Source organism: Paraburkholderia strydomiana (assembly GCF_046030495.1).
Classification (GTDB): Bacteria; Pseudomonadota; Gammaproteobacteria; order Burkholderiales; family Burkholderiaceae; genus Paraburkholderia; species Paraburkholderia strydomiana_A.
On record NZ_JAQQCJ010000026.1, the window covers coordinates 95141 to 113422 of the forward strand.

The following is an 18282-nucleotide window of genomic DNA, read 5'->3' on the forward strand; positions in this document are numbered from 1 at the left end:
TTCCCGGGCCATGGCGCCGGGGGGCGTGGTCGAGCACCGGCCCAACTTGCAGCGAGGCAATAGCGAATGACGCAACCTCTACTGACGATGCGCGGCATCGTCAAAGCTTTTTCGGGCGTGAAAGCGCTCGACGGCATCGACCTGACGGTCTCGCCGGGCGAATGCGTCGGCTTGTGCGGCGAAAACGGCGCCGGCAAATCGACCCTGATGAAAGTGCTGTCCGGTGTGTACCCGCACGGTACCTGGGATGGCGAAATAACCTGGGAAGGCGCGCCGCTGAAGGCCACCGGCGTACGCGACACCGAACGCGCGGGCATCATCATCATTCACCAGGAGTTGATGCTGGTGCCGGAGTTGTCGGTCGCGGAGAACATCTTTCTCGGCAACGAGATCACGCTGCCAGGCGGCCGCATGAACTATGCCGCGATGTACCAGCGCGCCGACGAACTGCTGCGCGAACTCGGTATCAGCGGCATCAACGCCGCGCAGCCCGTGATGAACTACGGCGGCGGTCATCAGCAGTTGATCGAAATCGCGAAGGCGCTGAACAAACGCGCGAAGCTGCTGATTCTCGATGAACCGTCGTCGTCGCTGACTTCGTCGGAAATCAGCATTCTGCTCGACATCGTGCGCGATCTGAAGCGGCGCGGCATTGCCTGCGTGTATATCTCGCACAAGCTCGACGAAGTGGCCGCCGTTTGCGACACGATCAGCGTGATCCGCGATGGCCGTCACGTCGCGACGGAACCGATGCATGCGCTCACCACCGACCGCATCATCTCGCTGATGGTGGGCCGCGAGATCAAGAATCTGTTTCCGCGCGAGCCGCATCCGATCGGCGACGTGATCTTCGAAGCGCGCAATGTCACCTGTTTCGACGTCACCAATCCGCGCCGCAAGCGGGTGAACGACGTGTCGTTCGCGCTGCGGCGTGGCGAGATTCTCGGCGTGGCGGGGCTGGTGGGCGCGGGCCGCACTGAGCTGATGCAGGCGATCTTCGGCGCGTATCCCGGTGTGAGCGAGGCGAGCGTGCTGATGGACGGCAAGCCGCTGAAGATTCGCGCCCCCGACGACGCGATTCGCGCCGGCATCGCGATGGTGCCGGAAGACCGCAAACGCCACGGGATCGTGCCTGGGATGAGCGTCGGCCACAACATCACGCTCGCGGTGCTCGGGCGGTTCGCCTCGGGTGGACGGATCGACTCCGCCGCCGAACTCGACACGATTCATACGGAGATGAAGCGGCTGTCGGTGCGCGCCGCGCATCCGATGCTGTCGATCGCGAGCCTGTCGGGCGGCAATCAGCAGAAGGCCGTGCTCACGCGCATGCTGCTGACCGATCCGAAGGTGCTGATCCTCGACGAACCGACGCGCGGTGTCGACGTCGGCGCGAAGTATGAAATCTACAAACTGATCTTTCAACTGGCGCAGCGCGGCATGTCGATCGTGATGGTGTCGTCCGAAATGCCCGAGGTGCTCGGCATCAGCGATCGCGTGCTGGTGATCGGCGAAGGCGAGTTGCGCGGCGACTTCGTCAACGACGGCCTCACGCAGGAGGACATCCTCAGTGCCGCGATCCGTCCCGTGCAGCGATTAACGAACCCTACCGCAGCGAGTGCAGCATGACGCCCGACGTTACTTCCCAACGCGCCGACAACCCCCCGCCGCGAGGCGCATTCGGCGGCCCGCAGCGTATTCAGCAACTGTTCGCGCGCTACAAGATTCTCGCGTTGCTGATCGCCGTGGCCATCATCTGGATTTTCTTTTCGACGCTCACGCATGGCGCGTTCGTCACGCCGCGCAATCTGTCGAACCTGCTGCGGCAGATGTCGATCACCGGCATGCTCGCGTGCGGCATGGTGTTCGTGATCATCGCCGGTGAAATCGATCTGTCGGTCGGCTCGCTGCTCGGTCTGCTCGGTGGCGTCGCGGCGATCCTCGACGTCAACCGGCACTGGCCGATCGGCGTGACCGTGCCGGTGGTGATGCTGCTCGGCGTGCTCGTCGGCATGTTCAACGGCTGGTGGTCCACCTACCGGCGCGTGCCGTCGTTCATCGTCGGGCTCGGCGGGATGCTCGCGTATCGCGGCATTCTGCTCGGTGTGACCGGCGGCTCGACGATCGCCCCGGTGTCGGACAGTTTCGTGTTCGTCGGCCAGGGTTACTTGCCGCGCCTCGCGGGCGACACGCTCGCCGTCGTGCTGTTCGTGCTGCTCGCGTTTCTGACGATACGGCAGCGCGCCAATCGTCAGCGTTATCAGTTGCGGGTCGTGCCGATCTGGCAGGACATCGTCAAGGTGGTCGGCGCGGGTGCGATTCTCGCGGGTTTCGTCGCCACGCTCGATCGTTACGGCGGCATTCCGGTGCCGGTTCTGCTGCTGCTCGCGCTGCTCGGCGTCTTCACGTGGATCGCGACGCAGACCGTGTTCGGCCGGCGCATCTATGCGGTCGGTTCGAACCTCGAAGCGACGCGTCTGTCGGGCGTCAACACGAACCGCGTGAAGCTGGCGATCTTCGCGCTAATGGGGTTGATGTGCGCGTTCGCCGGGATCGTCAATACCGCGCGGCTCGCGGCCGGCTCGCCGTCGGCGGGCTCGATGGGTGAACTCGATGCGATCGCCGCGTGCTTCATCGGCGGCACGTCGATGCGCGGCGGCTCCGGCACCGTGTACGGCGCGTTGATCGGCGCACTGGTGATGGCGAGCCTCGACAACGGCATGTCGATGCTCGACGTCGACGCCTACTGGCAGATGATCGTCAAGGGCAGCATTCTCGTGCTGGCCGTGTGGATCGACGTCGTGTCCGGATCGAACCGGCGCTGATGGGCTGAAGCTGAAGCTGAAACCGAAACCGCAGCGCCCACAGGGTGCGTCGCCCGACGCACCCTGTATTTAATGAAACACCCCACGACTAACCCCTTCCTTGGATCAAGCGCCTGATCCCCGCCCCGCACCCCTTCGACTTGAACACGCGAATTTAAGTCTCCCGTCCGCTGCTCCGTCTTATTACTATTCCGCGGAAACACCGCCGCGCGCGTAGCCGCGCGTTCGCAGCTTCCTTGTCACCGTGCAAGCTGATCGAGCCATGTCATGTTAAAGCGCAGAACCTTCCTGCTCGGCGGCGCCGGCGCGGTGGGCGCGTTGCTGGTCGGCTGGGGGGTGTTGCCGCCGCGCCAGCGGCTGAACACGTCGACGCCGCTGCCCACCCAAGGCTCGCAAGTCGCGCTCAACGGCTGGGTCAAGATCGCCGCCGACAACACCGTGACGATCATGATGAGCAAGGCGGAGATGGGGCAGGGCATCCATACCGGCCTCGCGATGCTGCTCGCCGAGGAACTCAACGCCGACTGGTCGCGGGTCAGGGTCGAGGAGGGGCCGATCGACAAGATCTACAACAGCGTGCAGAACATCATCGACGATCTGCCGTTTCGCCCCGACGACGACAGCGCGTTCAAGCGCACGACGATCTGGCTCACCCGCAAAGCGATGCGCGAGGCCGGCACGATGATGACGGGCGGCTCATCGAGCATCAACGATCTCTGGACGCCGATGCGCGAAGCCGGCGCGTCGGCGCGCATGATGCTGATCGGCGCGGCGGCCGAGCAATGGAAGGCGCCTGCCGCCGAATGCCGCGCGGAAAACGGCTACGTGCTGCACGGGCCGGACCATAAGGCGAGTTTCGGTGAATTGTCGTCGTTGGCGGCGCTGCAGGCGTTCCCGCGCAAGGTGGAGTTGAAGAATCCCACCGACTTCAGGCTGATCGGCCAACCCATCCGCCGCATCGAGGCCGCGCCGAAGGTCAACGGCGCGGCGCGCTTCGGCATCGACGCGCTGCCCGACGGCCTGTTGTACGCGGGCGTCGTGATGTGCCCGACGCTCGGCGGCTCGGTCGCGCATTTCGACGAGACTGCCGCGCGACAGATGCCGGGCTTTATCAAGGCGTTGGCCTTCGCACCGTATAGCGGCGGCAGTGGTGGCGTCGCGGTGATCGCCGACAACCCGTATCGCGCGATGAACGCGGTCGAGAAGATCGACGTGACCTGGCACGATGGCGCCGCCGCGAGCGTATCGAGCGCGGACGTGGACCGGCGTCTTGCGCAGGCGCTCGACGACAGCGACGGCCACGTCTACTTTCATCGCGGCGACGTCGATGCCGCCTTGCGCGGCGCGGCGCGTGTCATCGATGCCGAGTATCACGCGCCGTATCTCGCGCACGGCGCGGTCGAGCCGGTCAATTGCACCGTGCAGGTCGCGGACGGCGCGGCCACCGTCTGGGTCTCCACGCAAATGCCCGCGCTCGCGCGGCAGCACGTGGCCAAGGTGCTCGACATCGACGCCGACAAGGTCGACTTGCAGACGCAACTGCTCGGCGGCGCGTTCGGCCGGCGGCTGGAGCTCGATTTCATCGTCCAGGCCGCAGTGATTGCGCGCGAAGGCGGCGGCCATCCGGTGCAGACCATCTGGTCGCGCGCGCAGGATTTCACGCACGACTTCTATCGGCCCGCGTGCGTGTCGCGGCTCAAGGCCGGGCTCGACGACCACGGCAAAGTGCTCGCGTGGCGCAGCACGTCGGCGAGTCAGGCGATCGTGCCGGAATCGCTCGCGCGCTACTACGGCGTGCCGCGCATTCCCATCGATAAAACCACCTGCGAAGGCGCGTTCGATCAGCCGTACGAATGGCCCGCCGCGCGCGTCGCGCACAAGATCGTCGAGTTGCCGGTGCCGGTCGGCTTCTGGCGCTCGGTCGGTCATTCGCACCAGGCGTTCTTCACCGAGAGCTTCACCGATGAACTCGCCGCCGCGGCTGGCCAGGATCCGATCGCGTTCCGCGCGGCGCTGCTCGCGGAGCATCCGCGCCATCTGGCGGTATTGAAGCGTGTCGCCGAGTTGTCGGAGTGGGGGCAGCCGTTGAAACCGGCCGCCGACGGCGCGCCGTGTGCACGCGGTGTCGCGTTGCACGAGGCGTTCGGCAGCGTGGTCGCGCAGGTGGCGGAGGTGTCGCTCGGGCCGAAGCGGCAGATTCGCGTGCACCGGGTGGTGTGCGTGATCGATTGCGGCCTGCCGGTGAATCCGAATCTGATCGCTCAGCAGATGGAGAGCGGGATCGTGTTCGGTCTGTCGGCCGCGCTGCAGGACGAGATCTCGATCGTCAAGGGCCAGGTGCAACAGAAGAACTTCGTCGATTTCCCGGTCGTGCGGATGAACGATTGTCCGGTGATCAAAACCGACATCATGCCGAGCCGGATGCACCCGCAAGGCGTCGGCGAGCCGGCCGTGCCGCCGATCGCGCCGGCGGTCGCCAATGCGGTGTTCACGCTGACCGGCACGCGTTTGCGCACGCTCCCGTTGCGGCTCGCCAACCTGCCCGTCGCGGCTTCGAATCCGCAGGGATGCAAGGCTGCGCCGAGACAGCAGGCAAGCAAGGGGTCGCTGAACATCAACGGCCGCGCGGTGGCGGTGCACGCCGAGCCGGACATGCCGCTGCTGTGGGCGCTGCGCTGCGAACTCGGCATGACCGGCACCAAGTTCGGCTGCGGCGTGGGGATTTGCGGCGCATGCACGATCCATCTGGATGGCGCCGCCTGCCTCGCCTGTCAGACGACGATGTCCTGCGTGGGCTACGCGCAGAAAATCACGACCATCGAAGGCGTGCAAGGCGCCGAAGCGCAAGCGTTGAAAGCGGCGTGGATCGACCTCGACGTAGTGCAGTGCGGCTATTGCCAAAGCGCGCAACTGATGGCGGCGTGCGCGCTGCTCAAGCAAAAGCCCGATCCGACCGATGCGGATATCGACGCGGCGATGTCGAACATCGTGTGCCGTTGCGGCACGTATCCACGGGTGCGGGCGGCGATCCACCAGGCGGCCGGGAAGCGCCGGCTGGCTTAGTGCCGCCGGCGCGTATTCGGCAAAGGCTGCGCTAGTGCCGGCAGATGCCGTACGGGCTCAATTCGCCAGCATCTCGACCACGGCGACCACCGCCGTGAAGATGCCGATACATCCGCCCAGCGTGACTGCGCCTTGCATGAATGGCGACATACGTGACCCCGTAATGTGTGGTTGGTGTCATGTATTTAATCGCAAATGAAAGGCAAAAGAAAGGTTATCAAAAATAATTCGTAAGCATTCAGGGCGCTTTGGCAGCGGTTGCGGTTGCCGTCGCTGCGGTCGGCATGGTCTTCGCCGCGGGTCCTGCTGCCTGAGGCGCCGCCACCGCGGGCGCGCTCAGCACATCCATCTCCCAACCGCCGCCGAGCGCGAGGAACAGGTTGACCTGATCGATCGCCACCTGGCCTTCGGCGGTCGCGACCTGAGACTTCACCGAGGTCAGCGTACGCGTCGCGTCCAGGTCCGAGATGAAGGACTCGCGCCCGGCGCGATACAGCCGATGCGTTTCATCCGCCGACTCGGCGGCCGACTTCAACGCGGCGCGCAATGATTCGGCGCGCGCGTAGTCGGAGGCGTAGGTTGCGAGATTGGTTTCGGTCTCGCGCAGCGCGGTCAGCACCACGCCGTCGAACTTGGCGAGCGCCACATCGCTCGACGCCTCTGCCTCACGCACGCGACCACGCGCGCCATTGGTGGGGAAGTTCCAGTTGATCAGCGGACCGAAAGCCCAACGCGCCGTGGGCAGCGTGGGGATGTCTTCAAGAATCCCGGTATAGCCTGCTGACGCACCGAGGCTGATCGTCGGATACAGCGCGCCTGTGGCGACACCAATGCGCGCCGTCGACGCCGCCAGTTGACGCTCGGCTTCGCGCACGTCCGGACGGCGCTTGAGCAGCGCGGCGCCGTCGCCGACCGGAATCGGCTGGCGGATTTGCGGCAGCCGCTCGCAAGCCAGCACAGCCGGCGGAAGATCGGACGGTGCACGGGCGAGCAGCGCGGCGAGCCGGTATTGCGCGATCTTGCGGCGCGCCGTGTAGCGCGGAATATCCGCCGACAACGTATCCACCTGAGTCTGGCCGCGCGTCACGTCGGACTGGTTGCCACGGCCCGCGTCACGCAGACGTCGCGACACGTCCACGCGCTGCTTCTGCAACGCGAGCGACTGTTGCGCGATCCTGAGTTCCTCGGCCGCCGAGCATTGCTCGACGTAAGAGCGCACCACGTCCGCCACCACGGTGATCCGCGCGAGGTCGCCGGCGGCCTGCACGGACTCGGTGTCCGCCTGCGCCGCTTCCACGCCGCGCCGCAGCTTGCCGAACAGGTCGAATTCATATGAGATGCTGATGCCGAAGTTACCCTCGTTGGCGACCGGCAGTTTTTCGAACAGCAGGTACTGTTCGGCCGATTCCTGCGCGCGCTCGATCTCCGCCGACGCCTTGCCGGAGAAGCCGCCCTGCGCCTGCGCGACGCCCAGCGCTTCACGCGAGCGCGCGAGATTCGCCGCCGCGACGCGCAAGTCGGTGTTCGATTGCAGCGCCTCGTCGACGAGACCGTTCAGCACCGGATCGTCGTACAGCTTCCACCACACGGTGGGCACGTTGCGAGTCGAGGTCAGCGCCGGATCGGCGCCTTCCAGCGGCGCATTCGCAAGCGGCGCGTTGACGAGTGCCTGCTGCGGCAGCGCGTAATTCGGGCCGACGGTCATACAGCCGTTGAGCGCGACGGCGAGCGGCAACAGCGGCAGCAGGGGCCACAGCGGGAAAGAGGCCAGGTTTCGCGACAGCTTCATTGCGAGGCGCCCGATGAAACCGCCGCTGACGCCGGCCGTGCAGCAGACGCACTCATAGCAACCGACGCAGCCGGAGCCGAAGCCGCCGACGCATCCACCGGACCTGAAGCACCCGCCACACCCGAAGCACCCGCAACACCACGCCTCCTCACCGGCGACAGATCGCGCACCGACACCGTCGCGGTGCGGCCGGCGATCATCCGGAAGTCGGCGGGCACTTCATCGAGCGCGACGCGCACCGGAATCCGCTGGGCGAGCCGCACCCAGCTGAACGCCGGATTCACGTTCGGCAGCAGATTCGAGCCTTGCGTGCGGTCGCGGTCCTCGATACCGGCGACGATGCTCTGCACGTGCCCGCGCAGCGCGGCCGGCTCGCCCATCACCGTGATATCGACCGGCTGGCCGATGTCGATGCCGCGCAGCTTGGTTTCTTCGAAATAGCCGTCGACGCGGAACGAATGCATGTCCACCACTGCGACCACCGCGCGGCCCGCCGCGACGAATTCGCCGGTGCGCGGCGCGCGGTCGTTCAGATAACCGTCCACCGGGCTCACGATCGTTGCACGTTGCAGGTTCAGTTTCGCGGTGTCGATCGCCACGTTCGCATCGGCGAGCGCGGCTTCGCCCGCCTCGACGCGCGAGCGGCTTTCTTCCGCGACCTCGGCGGCGACCAGGTTGCCGAGCTTGCGGTTGCGCGCATCTTCGCGGCGCGCCTGGTCGAGCGTCGCGCGACGCTGCTGCGCGGTGGCCTGGGCCTGACGCAGCGCGAGCGTGTAGCGGGCCTGATCGATCACGAACAGCACCTGGCCTTGCTTGACCTGCTGGTTGTCCACCACCTCGACCGACGAGATGAGCCCCGAGATATCCGGCGCGACCTGGATCACGTCGGCGCGTACGTGTCCGTCGCGGGTCCACGGCGCGAACATGTAATAGGCGACGAGTTTCCACAGCACGAGGGCTGCCACCACGACCACGATCAGGGTCAGCAGAATCTGACCGACGGAGAACCAGGTTTTTTTCACGTTATTAGTCTGTGCGAAACGACAACGACAAGGCCCAGCACCAGCACGTAGATGCCGAGATCGAAGATGGAGCGATGCCAGACGAAGCGGTAGAAACCGACGCGTCCGAGCACCGTGCGGATCACCAGGTTGATCAGATAGGCGACGAACATCAGCACGAGCACGGCCGGCACGAACACGCCGAAGATATCGATTTCACCGATCATCGCGGGGAGTCAGGAAGGTGGAACGGGTTGCAGGACAGGCGCATCAGGCTGCGGTCTCCGGGTCGGGCGGCGTCGGTGACGTCAGCGTCGCCGGAAACAGCGAAAGACGCAAGCCGATCAGCGCGTGCAGCGCGTCGCGTAACTGACGGGCCGAGGTGGGCGACGTGGCGGTGGGCGCCGCCGCGTTGGCGAGCCCCTGTGAAGTCACGCGCGCGACCGCGGCATCGATCGAGCGCATCAGACTCTCGGGCACCGGCTCGCGCTTGCGGTGGTCGACGCAGCTCTCGTAGTAAGTACGCACTCCATCGAGGACGTGGGCGATCGCGGCCGGCGCTTCGCCGCCGAGTTTGTGGGTCAGGCGGCGCAGATCGAGCGCGTTGAAGCCGATGCGCAGATCGCGGAAGCTCTCGATCGACGGATGGCGGTGATCGTCGGTGGCGGCCAGACGCGGGATCAGTTGCATCAGGCGGTCGAGCATGCGCGCGGCGAGATTGCGCGGGTCTTCGATCGGCAGCGTCGAGGCCGTGAGCGCGACGTCGGCCCAGCTCGAACGCAAGAGCCGCGACGCGGCGAGTTCGGCGCCGAACGGGCGCGTCACGCGGGTCCACAGGTACGCGTACAGCAGGCCGGCAAGGCCCGCGAGATTGGCGTTCATGAACGTGAGGAAGTTCGCGTCGTACGCGTCCTGAATGCTGATGAAGGTGGCCGTGTTCACGGCAACCAGCACTGTGACCATATTGAACTGCGGGCGCGGAATCAGCGTGCCGACCAGGATGAACGGCGCCGCGAACAGAAGCACCAGCATCGGGAAGTCGTGCACGTGCGGCAGCACTGCGAACAGGTAGATGCCCGCGGCCCCCACGCTGATCGCGGTCGCGAGGAAGAAGCGGAATACCATCGGCGCGGGTTCGTCGAGCGCCGCGAAGAAGCAGCAGGCCACCGCCGCGAGCGTGACCGCGCTGGCGCCGTCGTTCCAGCCCGAGCTGATCCACAGGCTGCACGCGAGCACCACGGCGAGTCCCGCCGACACGGTGGCGAACAGCATGATGCCGCGGTCGTAGAAGCGCTGGGTGCCGCCCAGACGCCAGTGGCGGAAGTGCGGCCGCCACGAGCCTTCTTCGCGCGTGATGATGATGCGCAGTGAACGGCAGTCCTGCCACACGTCGATCACCTGCTTCATGCGCCACAGCGCGTTCGACAACAGCGCGCCGTCCCAGCTCGCGAGCGCGGCGGCGGGCGGGCGCATGGCCGCGATGCGCTCGCGCAGCGAATCGGCGGTGGTGTCGGGGTGATAGCCCTCGCTCACGGCGGGCAGCGGTTCGTTGAACCACTTGATCACATCGGCGAGCAGCGCTTCGAGCCCTTCGGGCCAGCTATGGCGGCCGCTGTTGTAGAGCGCGATCAGCGGATCGGCGAGCGACGACATGATCGGCAGCAGCAGTTGCATGCGTCCGCGCAGTTCGTGCGTGCGCGCCAGCACGTCCGGCCGCGTGTGGTCGTAAGCGAGTTGGCTCAGCAGCAATTCCAGACCGTTGATGGTGCTGGCGAGCCGCTGGCGCGCGCCCGAGATCGCCGAGCCGGCGATGCGTCCCGACAGCGTTTCGGTCGCATAGAACGCGGCATCGCGAAACCACGCGTCGGTGCGCTCGATGATGGTCGGCGCGAGGCGGCTCGGAAACAGCGAGCTGCCGACGATGCTCGCGCAGACGATACCGAGCGTGATCTCCTCGGTACGGCTGATCGCGAGGTCGAACACGCCGGCCGGGTTCGTCACCGAGGGCAGCGCGATGATCGGCGTCGTATAGGCGGCCAGCATGAACACGTAGCTGCGCGCGGTGCGGTCGGACACGGCGAGGTAGAGCAGCGTGCCGGTCCACAGCGCGACGATCACGCTGAACAGATACGGCGATTCGACGAAGGGCGGCACCAGCAGCACGGCGGCCGCGGCGCCGAGCGCGGTGCCGAGCGCGCGATACAGCGCTTTCGAGCGCGTCGCGCCGACGAACGGATTCGACACGATGTAGACCGTGGCCATTGCCCAGTAAGGCCGTGGCAGTTCGAACGCGAGGCCGATGTAGAGCGCAAGCATGGCCGCGGCAAAGGTCTTGACCGAGAACAGCCAGTCACGCAGGGTGGGATAGACCATGAGCCGTTATGCCGGATCGCCGGTGTGATGCGGCGCCGCTGCGTCTGCTTCGCCTTTGTTGGACTTGGGCGCCTTGGCGGCTTTGCGGGTCTTGCTGGCAGTGGGCGTGTGCTTGGCCGGTGCCTGCTGGGTTTGTTGTGGGCGTTGCGCTCGCGGCGAGGGTTGCGCACCTTGTATGCGTCGCGCCTGCTGCATCGGTTGGCCAGACTGGGTGCGCTCGCTGCCGCCCGGTTCGGCGCGTTCGGCGGCGTCGCTCGTGAAGGCATCGAGCACGCGCAAGGCCGCTTCGAGATCGCTGCGCGATATGCCTTTGAGCGCCTGCGCCCGCAACGTGACCAGTTCTTCTTCCATTTTCGCGGTGACGGCGCGGCCTTCGTCGGTGAGCGCCACGGTTTTCGCGCGGCGGTCTTCGGGGTCTTCTTCCCGGCGCATCAGGCCCGCTGCGCACAGTTGATCGAGCAGCCGCACGAGCGACGGCCCCTCGATGCCGACGTGATCGGCGAGCGTGACCTGGCGCACCGCCGCGCCGATCCGGCTGGCGGTCAGGAGCGGCGTGGCGCACGCCTCGGAGACATTGAAGGCCGCCAGCACGCCGTGGCTCGTGCGCCGCCACTTTCTGGCAGCGACAACCAGGGTGCTGCTGACGGTGCGGCGCAGGGTATCGAGATTCGGCATGCGCGGTATTGTATTTTCCAGAACATTCGTTAGCAAGCTATTGAATTGGAAATTTTTCGCGCGGGTGGAGTCTGCGGGAGCAGTGTGACAATGCTTACTGAATATGACGGACGTGTGCCGTTGTTATTAGCTTTGCGAGTTGTTCAGTCAGACGGTCATGGCGTCCGCACGATCGATCGTGCGCCATGGGAAGGCGGTAGGGGCTGTGCATGCGCGGACATGAACGCATGCCGGCAGCGTCAGTCGCAAGGGCATGCGACCCGGGAATTCGTCAGCGCGCCGCTCGCGGCAAGCGACACCGCGTCACGCTCAAGCCGCGAGCCCGAGCCGCACGGTCCGCGCGAGATCGTCGAGCTGAAACGGTTTGCGCAGAATCGTGCAGCGCTTCACCGCCAGACCGGAAATATCCACGTCGGCATAACCGGTCGCGAGAATCACCGGCAAGTCCTCGCGCATCGCGCGCGCGGCGGCGATCACGTCGATGCCGTTCATGCCCGGCATCGCGAAGTCGACCATCAGCAGGTCGGGCTTGTCGTCCTGCAAGCGGTTCAGGCCGGCCTGGCCGTCCGCGGCTTCGGTCACCGTATAGCCGAGCATTCTCAGCGACTCGACCAGCATGGCGCGCACCTCGCCGTCGTCTTCGACCACCAGCACGCGCTTCTCGCCGACGGCGTTCGCTTCGGCATCGGACGCCGCTTCGGTCCGCGTGGCTTCGCGTTCGCGCAGCGGCAGCCAGATCTCCACCGTGGTGCCTGCGCCTTCGTCGCTGAAGAGCCGCGCGGTGCCGCCCGCCTGCCGCGCGATGCCATAGACCTGACTCAGGCCGAGCCCCGTGCCCTTGCCGATCGGCTTGGTGGTGAAGAACGGATCGAACACGCGCGATACGACGTCGGGCGGCACGCCCGAGCCGGTATCGACGACTTCGACCACCACGTAACGGCCGTCGTCGAGCGTCGGGTCGGGTGCCGCGCGCACGCGCACGCGGATCTTGAGCTGGCCGCCAGCCGGCATCGCGTCGCGCGCGTTGATCGCGAGATTGAGGATCGCCAGTTCGAGCTGATTGGCATCGGCCTGGGTCCACATCTCGCCGTTGTCGAACTCGTTGGTGTAGCGGATGCTCGAACCCAGCGACACCGTGATGATGTCGCGCATGCCATGCAGCAACGCGACCACGTCGACCGCTTTCAGATCGAGATTGCTGTTGCGCGAGAAGGTCAGCAACTGGCCCGTCAGTTTCGCGCCGCGTTCGGTCGCGCGTTTGACGGTGGCGGCCATGCCGCGAATGCGCTCGTCGGCGCTGACCCGGGCGATCAGCTCCGCGTTGACCATGATCACGTTCAGCAGGTTGTTGAAGTCATGCGCGATGCCGCCGGTCAACTGCCCGAGCGCTTCCATCTTCTGCGATTGCACCAGCACTGCCTGCACTTTGGCGCGCTCGTGAATCTCCATCATCAGCCGGTCGTTGGCGGACGCGAGCTCATGCGTGCGTTCGGCGATGCGGCTTTCCAGCGAATCGTTCAGCTGCACCAGCGCCGCTTGCGCTTCGATCCGTTCGGCCAGATGGCGGCGCGATTCATACTGCCGCGCGCGCGCCCGCAGCGACGAGGCCACTGCCCGCCGCAGCGTTTCCGAATTCAGCGGACGTTCGAGCACGACCACGTTGCCGAGCCGTTCGAGCACTTCCAGCCCGCGCGCGGAGCGATGCCCGACGCGCGACGCGGCGAGCAGGATGAACGGGAAGTCCGACCACGCCGGCTGTCTTTCGAGCCATGCGAACAGGCGCGACGCATGGCTGCCTGCAAGCGCTTCCTCGGCGATCAGCGCGGCGCCCGCGCCGGTGTCGAGCGCGCTGGTGAGCGCGTCGGCGTCGCGGCACCTCACGCACACGCGTTCGTCTTTGTGCAGGACTTCGGCGATCACCTCGGCGTCGCGGCCGAACGGCGCCAGGATGAGGACGCGGTGCTCCATGACCTTACCGCCTCGACGTGTCGATGACGCGATCCGGCGCGCCGAGCAGGGCGGTGCCGCCGCGATAGGACGGCAAGCCGGACAGCACGCCCTCGAAGTCGCGCAGCGCTTCGCCCACTTCCACGCCATCGCTGCCGAGCCGGAACTGGCGGATCGAGCGCTCGTGCGCGTTCGCGCGGCTCTTCACGGCGGTCACGGCCGTCAGCACTTCGCCGTGGTGTTCGAAGTAGCGGAACAGCACGACGACGTCGCTGAGATAGCTGATGTCGACATCGTTCTGCACTTCGCCGATGATGCCGTGCTGCCCCAGCACCAGCATCGTGATGACGCCTTGCTGATTCAGGTAGCCGAGCAGTTCGTGCATTTGCAGCAGCAGGTAGCGCTCGCCGGGCATCGCCTGGAGATACGCGTTCAGGCTGTCGATCGCGACATAGCGCGCGCCCCTTTTTTCGACCGCGTCGCGCACGTCGCTCGCGAATTCGCCCGGCGAGATTTCCGCCGGATCGATCTGGCGCAACGTCAGCAGACCGCTCTCGACGTGCGGCGCGAGCTGCATGCCGAGCGTGGCGCAGCGGATCGTCAGCGTGGTGAGCGTTTCGTCGAACACGTAATAGACGCAGCGCTCGCCGCGCTCGAGCGCCGCGATCAGGCACGACACCACGGTGGTGGTCTTGCCGACTCCCGACGGGCCGATCATGAGCGCATTGGTGCCGGGAATCAGTCCGCCGCCGAGCAGCGCATCGAGACCGGCCGTGCCGGTGCTGACCGGCTCGGAGTCGAACTCGGCGTGATGCTCGGCCGCGACGAGGCGCGGATAGACGTGGATGCCGCCCGTGTCGAGCGTGAAGTCGTGATAGCCCTCGCGGAACTTGATGCCGCGCATCTTCGCGATGCGCGCGCGGCGCCGGTTGCCGCCGTAATCGTGCGCGAGGTTGTCGAGCGTGATCACGCCGTGCGCGATGCTGTGCAGCTGCACGTCGCCGGGATCCGACGAATTGTCGTCGAGCAGCAGCACCGTGCATTCACGGGTCGCGAAATAGCGTTTGAGCGCGAGAATCTGGCGGCGGTAGCGCAGCGGGTTCTGCGAAAGCAGACGCAGTTCCGAGAGACTGTCGAGCACGATGCGCGCGGGTTTGAGTTCTTCGACCTGCTGGATCACGTTGCCCACGGTTTCACCCAGCTCGACTTCCGCGGGATGCAACACGGTCTGCTCGTATTGTGGGTCGAGGCCTTCGTCGGAGAGCAACTCGAGGATCGCGAAGCGGCTGACGTCCCAGCCGTGGCTTTCGCCCACGGAGACCAGCTCGGCGCGGGTTTCGGAGAGCGTGATGTAAAGGCCGGTCTGGCCTTCCTCGGCGCCCTTGAGTAGGAATTGCAAGGCCAGGGTGGTTTTACCTGTGCCCGGTGCGCCTTCCACGAGGTACATCCGGTTGGGTGTGAGACCTCCTCCGAGAATGTTGTCGATTCCTTCGATGCCGCTGGAAAGGCGGGTCGGGGTGTCGGCGGCAATTTTGTTTGACATGGCGTAGCGATGTGCGTCGGGTTGGGTGGCGCAGTTTTCTGGGCCGGTACGGCGGGTACGCAAGTTGTGTGCCATTGGTGCGGGGAGTGGGTTGCTGCGCGGGAGGGGGAATACGCGGGGTGGTGGCGTGCGGTTCGGCGGACTCGGCTGGTTTGATCCAGTGCGCGATGTCGTGCGAGCAAAGGACGGCATGTGGCGCTCATGACGCGTGAGTCGCCCATGGGCACGGAGCGTGCTCCACGCGTTGAACCAGGTTGGGAATGCGTCAGTGCCGTACGCCAGTCCTCTTTTCAACAGTCCCGCTGCCGATATGAACAATTTCCGATTACTTGCCGCTGTATGTGCCGCCGCATCGTTCGGTGTGTTATTGCCGGGCGGCGCCTATGCCGACGATACGCCCAGCCCGTGTGCCGCGCTCAAGCGGATCGTAGCGGCCGCGCCCGACGGTCTTGCGTCGTTGACGCCGGAAGACGGCAAAGGCGTCGCGCAACCCTATGGCGACGACGCGCAATGTTCCGCGAGTCATCGCAGTTTCCAATGCACGTGGACGCCGCATGGCGATGCCGGCTCGAAGCTGGACGCGCTCCAAGCCGTGGCGGCGGATATCGCTTCGTGTTTGCCGGACGCGACGCATGATCAGAATTCGCCGGGACGCCAGCACTTTTATCTGGGTGCGAAGGGCAGGCGGACCGATATCACGCTGACGCCGGCGGGGGCGAACGGTTTGCGTCTGGTGGTGTCGGGGAAGTGAGGAAGTAGCGCTCGGGCGGCTGGCGGTTACGACCGGATGCGACTAGAGGGAGGCGGGCCGCCATGTCCAGCCACGCTGTGAATACCGCAATTCGACCATCGACAGTGGCGTGATCTCGATGCGCGGAAACACCGTGGGCGATGCCCCCGTCGCATGCACGATCGCAGCGCGCAGCAGCGGAGCGTGTGTCACGGTGACGACCGTGTGTGCGTGGGTCGATGCGGCGCTCGTTTTGCCGGTTGTTGTTGCGCCGCCGGCATCATCCCGCGTGCCGAGCGCGTCGAGCCATTGCCCCATGCGCGTGACTAGCTGACTGAACGATTCGCCGCCGGGTGGCGCGGCGTCGGGGTCACGCGTCCATGCGGCCAGCTCCTGCGGCGCTTCGATGGCGAGATCGGCGAGGCGCCGTCCCTGCCAGTCGCCGTAGTTGATATCCGCCAGCGCGGCGTCGACGGTCGCGGCGAGGCCCAGCGCCGACGCCGTATCGCGTGCGCATAGGGCCGGGCTGACGAAGGTCGCCGCGTCGCCGGGAAGCGCGGCACGCAGGCGTGCCGCATTGGCTTCGACTTCGGCGAGGCCGCGCGTGTCCAGCGGATCGTCGGCGGGAAAGCGGCCTGCGCGCTGCGCGGCGGTCGATGCGTGGCTCAGCAGTAACAGTCGCATGCTCATTCCGTTCGTTTCCCTCGATACCGCGCCGACACGCAACGCCGGCCCGCATCGCGTGGCCTCCGACGTTCACGAAGGCCGAAGTTTAGCGCGTAGAATAACGGGGCTGCGAAGCACGGAAGCCGGTGAGAGCCCGGCGCGGTCGCGCCACTGTAATCGGCACCACTAGCCGAAAGCCAGACCTGAGCTTCGCACCATCCCTCTGCAATCGACTTTCGGGGCGCGCTACCCCCAGGAGATGTCCTCATGACCGAAGCTGTTTTCGACTCTGCTTCCCAACCCGTCGCCCAACCTACGCCAATTCCGCTGCGCGAGTTGCTGCCGTGGGTCGTGTTCGGCGGTTTGCTGTTGTTGCTCGCGCTTTACTTCGTTGGTGCGGAACAGGGCGCCACGTCGCTGGTGCCCGGTATGTACGTGCATGAATTCGTGCACGACGGCCGTCATCTGCTTGGCTTTCCCTGCCACTAACGGAGTCGGACATGGTTGGTAAATTGTTGGTACGCGGGATGCTCGCAGGCATCGCCGCAGGATTGCTCACGTTCGGCTTCGCCAGAATGGTCGGCGAGCCGCAGGTCGATCAGGCTATTTCGTTCGAAGAAAAGGTCGAGGCCGCGCATGGCGATGCGCCCGAACCCGAACTCGTGAGCCGCGACACGCAAGCGGGCCTGGGCCTGCTGACGGGCGTGGTGACTTATGGGGCGGCGTTCGGCGGCCTGTTCTCGCTGGTGTTCGCCTATGCGTATGGGCGAGTGGGCGCATTGAGCGCGCGCGCCTTGTCCGCATGGCTCGCGCTTGGCGCGTTCATTGCATTGGTGATCGTGCCGAACATCAAGTACCCGGCGAATCCGCCGTCGGTCGGCGACCCCGACACGATCGGCATGCGCACGGGGCTGTTCTTCCTGATGATTGCAATCTCGCTGACGGCGATGGTGTTCTCACTGAAGGTCCGGCGGCGCGCGGTGATGAAGCTCGGCGCATGGAACGGCTCGATTGTCGCGGGACTGGTGTTCGTTGCGATCATCGCGGCGGTGCAACTGTCGATGCCGGCCGTCAACGAAGTGCCGGCGGCTTTCCCTGCAATACTGCTGTGGAAGTTCCGCGTCGCGGCGATTGGCATGCAGGTGATCATGTGGACGACGATCGGACTGCTGTTCGGCGCGCTGGTCGAGCGTGGTGCTTTCATGCGCGTGAATGGGCGCGCGGTGACAAAGTCGGCTTGACGTTGGACGAGGCGGGCGTGACCACGAAGATGGCCGCGCCCGGCGCGCAACGCGCGAGAAAGGTTTTACATCAATGACTTGGCGCGGTTGCGGGAAGGTTATCCACAGGCTTGCGCACTTTTTCTGTGGACAAGTTTTCGCGGGGCGGCTCTGCTCATCGATATAGATGAGTGGCCGCAAAGCAAGTTCATCAAACTCTTCGCGACTCTCTGTCTGGTAGGAGGAATATCCAACCGTGCGACAGGAAAACGTCGGTTCCCTCTCCATCTGGTATCCGTATGCTCTATTAGTCGATCGCTGGGTTTGCTCGACGCGCCAGATTGGATCGGATGACTAACTAATTCGTCGCCCCCTCACGGCGCCTCTTTTCTGCGCTTCTCAACTTTTCGAAAATAATTGCATCGGAGGGGTTGACGGGGTGCGGGCCGCATC

At 65.7% G+C, this 18282-nt stretch carries 14 protein-coding genes, 1 pseudogene and 1 riboswitch; of the genes and pseudogenes, 7 read left to right on the forward strand and 8 right to left on the reverse strand.

Annotated elements, in window-relative coordinates; translation table 11 throughout:
- The first annotated feature begins 66 nt into the window (after positions 1-66).
- The 4 genes and pseudogenes from xylG to PQQ53_RS27955 all read left to right on the forward strand — a co-directional run bounded on the left by xylG (position 67) and on the right by PQQ53_RS27955 (position 5885).
- A complete protein-coding gene (xylG, locus tag PQQ53_RS27940; RefSeq protein ID WP_408146946.1) occupies positions 67-1626 on the forward strand; it encodes a D-xylose ABC transporter ATP-binding protein in 1560 nt (519 codons plus the stop codon).
- Positions 1623-2822 (forward strand): sugar ABC transporter permease, encoded by a 1200-nt coding sequence (locus PQQ53_RS27945; RefSeq protein ID WP_408146948.1) that lies wholly within the window; start codon positions 1623-1625, stop codon positions 2820-2822. The genes xylG and PQQ53_RS27945 overlap by 4 nt, the downstream gene beginning before the upstream one ends.
- A gap of 267 nt (positions 2823-3089) precedes the next feature.
- Positions 3090-5357: pseudogene (locus PQQ53_RS27950) on the forward strand (xanthine dehydrogenase family protein molybdopterin-binding subunit); the annotation flags it as partial.
- Positions 5346-5885, forward strand: a complete 540-nt coding sequence (locus tag PQQ53_RS27955) for a (2Fe-2S)-binding protein (protein WP_408327669.1) — start codon at positions 5346-5348, stop codon at positions 5883-5885. The pseudogene PQQ53_RS27950 and the gene PQQ53_RS27955, both read left to right, overlap by 12 nt.
- A gap of 238 nt (positions 5886-6123) precedes the next feature.
- On the opposite strand, the gene PQQ53_RS27960 is transcribed toward PQQ53_RS27955, so the two are convergent.
- The 7 genes from PQQ53_RS27960 to PQQ53_RS27990 form a co-directional block, all read right to left on the reverse strand.
- Entirely contained in the window at positions 6124-7674 is a 1551-nt protein-coding gene (locus tag PQQ53_RS27960; protein ID WP_408327653.1) for an efflux transporter outer membrane subunit, read from the reverse strand.
- Complete coding sequence (locus PQQ53_RS27965; RefSeq protein WP_408155652.1) at positions 7671-8696, reverse strand: efflux RND transporter periplasmic adaptor subunit; 1026 nt, start codon at positions 8694-8696, stop codon at positions 7671-7673. The genes PQQ53_RS27960 and PQQ53_RS27965 overlap by 4 nt, the downstream gene beginning before the upstream one ends.
- Positions 8693-8902: a DUF1656 domain-containing protein gene (locus PQQ53_RS27970; protein ID WP_408146954.1), complete on the reverse strand. Its 210-nt coding sequence runs from the start codon at positions 8900-8902 to the stop codon at positions 8693-8695. Before PQQ53_RS27970 ends, PQQ53_RS27965 begins: the two co-directional genes overlap by 4 nt.
- Positions 8903-8945: 43 nt before the next feature.
- Positions 8946-11048 (reverse strand): FUSC family protein, encoded by a 2103-nt coding sequence (locus tag PQQ53_RS27975; protein ID WP_408327655.1) that lies wholly within the window; start codon positions 11046-11048, stop codon positions 8946-8948.
- A gap of 6 nt (positions 11049-11054) precedes the next feature.
- Positions 11055-11723, reverse strand: coding sequence for a MarR family winged helix-turn-helix transcriptional regulator (locus PQQ53_RS27980; protein WP_408155647.1), 669 nt, complete (start codon positions 11721-11723; stop codon positions 11055-11057).
- Positions 11724-12032: 309 nt separating this feature from the next.
- The gene (locus PQQ53_RS27985; RefSeq protein ID WP_408327658.1) at positions 12033-13691 is read right to left on the reverse strand and encodes an ATP-binding protein; all 1659 of its coding nucleotides are present in this window, start codon (positions 13689-13691) and stop codon (positions 12033-12035) included.
- A 4-nt stretch (positions 13692-13695) separates the two neighbouring features.
- Positions 13696-15213, reverse strand: coding sequence for an ATPase domain-containing protein (locus tag PQQ53_RS27990; RefSeq protein ID WP_408146961.1), 1518 nt, complete (start codon positions 15211-15213; stop codon positions 13696-13698).
- 310 nt (positions 15214-15523) lie between these two features.
- Between PQQ53_RS27990 and PQQ53_RS27995 the strand changes: the two genes are divergently transcribed.
- Positions 15524-15964, forward strand: a complete 441-nt coding sequence (locus tag PQQ53_RS27995) for a hypothetical protein (protein ID WP_408155645.1) — start codon at positions 15524-15526, stop codon at positions 15962-15964.
- Between the two features lie 42 nt (positions 15965-16006).
- On the opposite strand, the gene PQQ53_RS28000 is transcribed toward PQQ53_RS27995, so the two are convergent.
- On the reverse strand, positions 16007-16633 hold the full coding sequence (locus PQQ53_RS28000; protein WP_408327661.1) for a histidine phosphatase family protein: 627 nt from the start codon (positions 16631-16633) through the stop codon (positions 16007-16009).
- Between the two features lie 104 nt (positions 16634-16737).
- Positions 16738-16824: riboswitch (adenosylcobalamin (AdoCbl) riboswitch) on the forward strand.
- Between the two features lie 52 nt (positions 16825-16876).
- On the opposite strand from PQQ53_RS28000, the gene PQQ53_RS28005 reads away from it, so the two are divergent.
- On the forward strand, positions 16877-17098 hold the full coding sequence (locus tag PQQ53_RS28005; protein ID WP_121320359.1) for a CbtB domain-containing protein: 222 nt from the start codon (positions 16877-16879) through the stop codon (positions 17096-17098).
- Positions 17099-17109: 11 nt separating this feature from the next.
- Positions 17110-17850, forward strand: coding sequence for a CbtA family protein (locus PQQ53_RS28010; RefSeq protein ID WP_408146969.1), 741 nt, complete (start codon positions 17110-17112; stop codon positions 17848-17850).
- Positions 17851-18282: the final 432 nt, after the last annotated feature.

Excerpts from the sequence above, each read along its gene's own strand:
- xylG (WP_408146946.1), top strand. The coding sequence starts at position 67 with ATGACGCAACCTCTACTGACGATGCGCGGCATCGTCAAAGCTTTTTCG.
- PQQ53_RS27945 (WP_408146948.1), top strand. The coding sequence starts at position 1,623 with ATGACGCCCGACGTTACTTCCCAACGCGCCGACAACCCCCCGCCGCGA.
- PQQ53_RS27960 (WP_408327653.1), bottom strand. The coding sequence starts at position 7,674 with ATGAAGCTGTCGCGAAACCTGGCCTCTTTCCCGCTGTGGCCCCTGCTG.
- PQQ53_RS27970 (WP_408146954.1), bottom strand. The coding sequence starts at position 8,902 with ATGATCGGTGAAATCGATATCTTCGGCGTGTTCGTGCCGGCCGTGCTC.
- PQQ53_RS27975 (WP_408327655.1), bottom strand. The coding sequence starts at position 11,048 with ATGGTCTATCCCACCCTGCGTGACTGGCTGTTCTCGGTCAAGACCTTT.
- PQQ53_RS27980 (WP_408155647.1), bottom strand. The coding sequence starts at position 11,723 with ATGCCGAATCTCGATACCCTGCGCCGCACCGTCAGCAGCACCCTGGTT.
- PQQ53_RS27985 (WP_408327658.1), bottom strand. The coding sequence starts at position 13,691 with ATGGAGCACCGCGTCCTCATCCTGGCGCCGTTCGGCCGCGACGCCGAG.
- PQQ53_RS27990 (WP_408146961.1), bottom strand. The coding sequence starts at position 15,213 with ATGTCAAACAAAATTGCCGCCGACACCCCGACCCGCCTTTCCAGCGGC.
- PQQ53_RS27995 (WP_408155645.1), top strand. The coding sequence starts at position 15,524 with ATGAACAATTTCCGATTACTTGCCGCTGTATGTGCCGCCGCATCGTTC.
- PQQ53_RS28000 (WP_408327661.1), bottom strand. The coding sequence starts at position 16,633 with ATGAGCATGCGACTGTTACTGCTGAGCCACGCATCGACCGCCGCGCAG.
- PQQ53_RS28005 (WP_121320359.1), top strand. The coding sequence starts at position 16,877 with ATGACCGAAGCTGTTTTCGACTCTGCTTCCCAACCCGTCGCCCAACCT.
- PQQ53_RS28010 (WP_408146969.1), top strand. The coding sequence starts at position 17,110 with ATGGTTGGTAAATTGTTGGTACGCGGGATGCTCGCAGGCATCGCCGCA.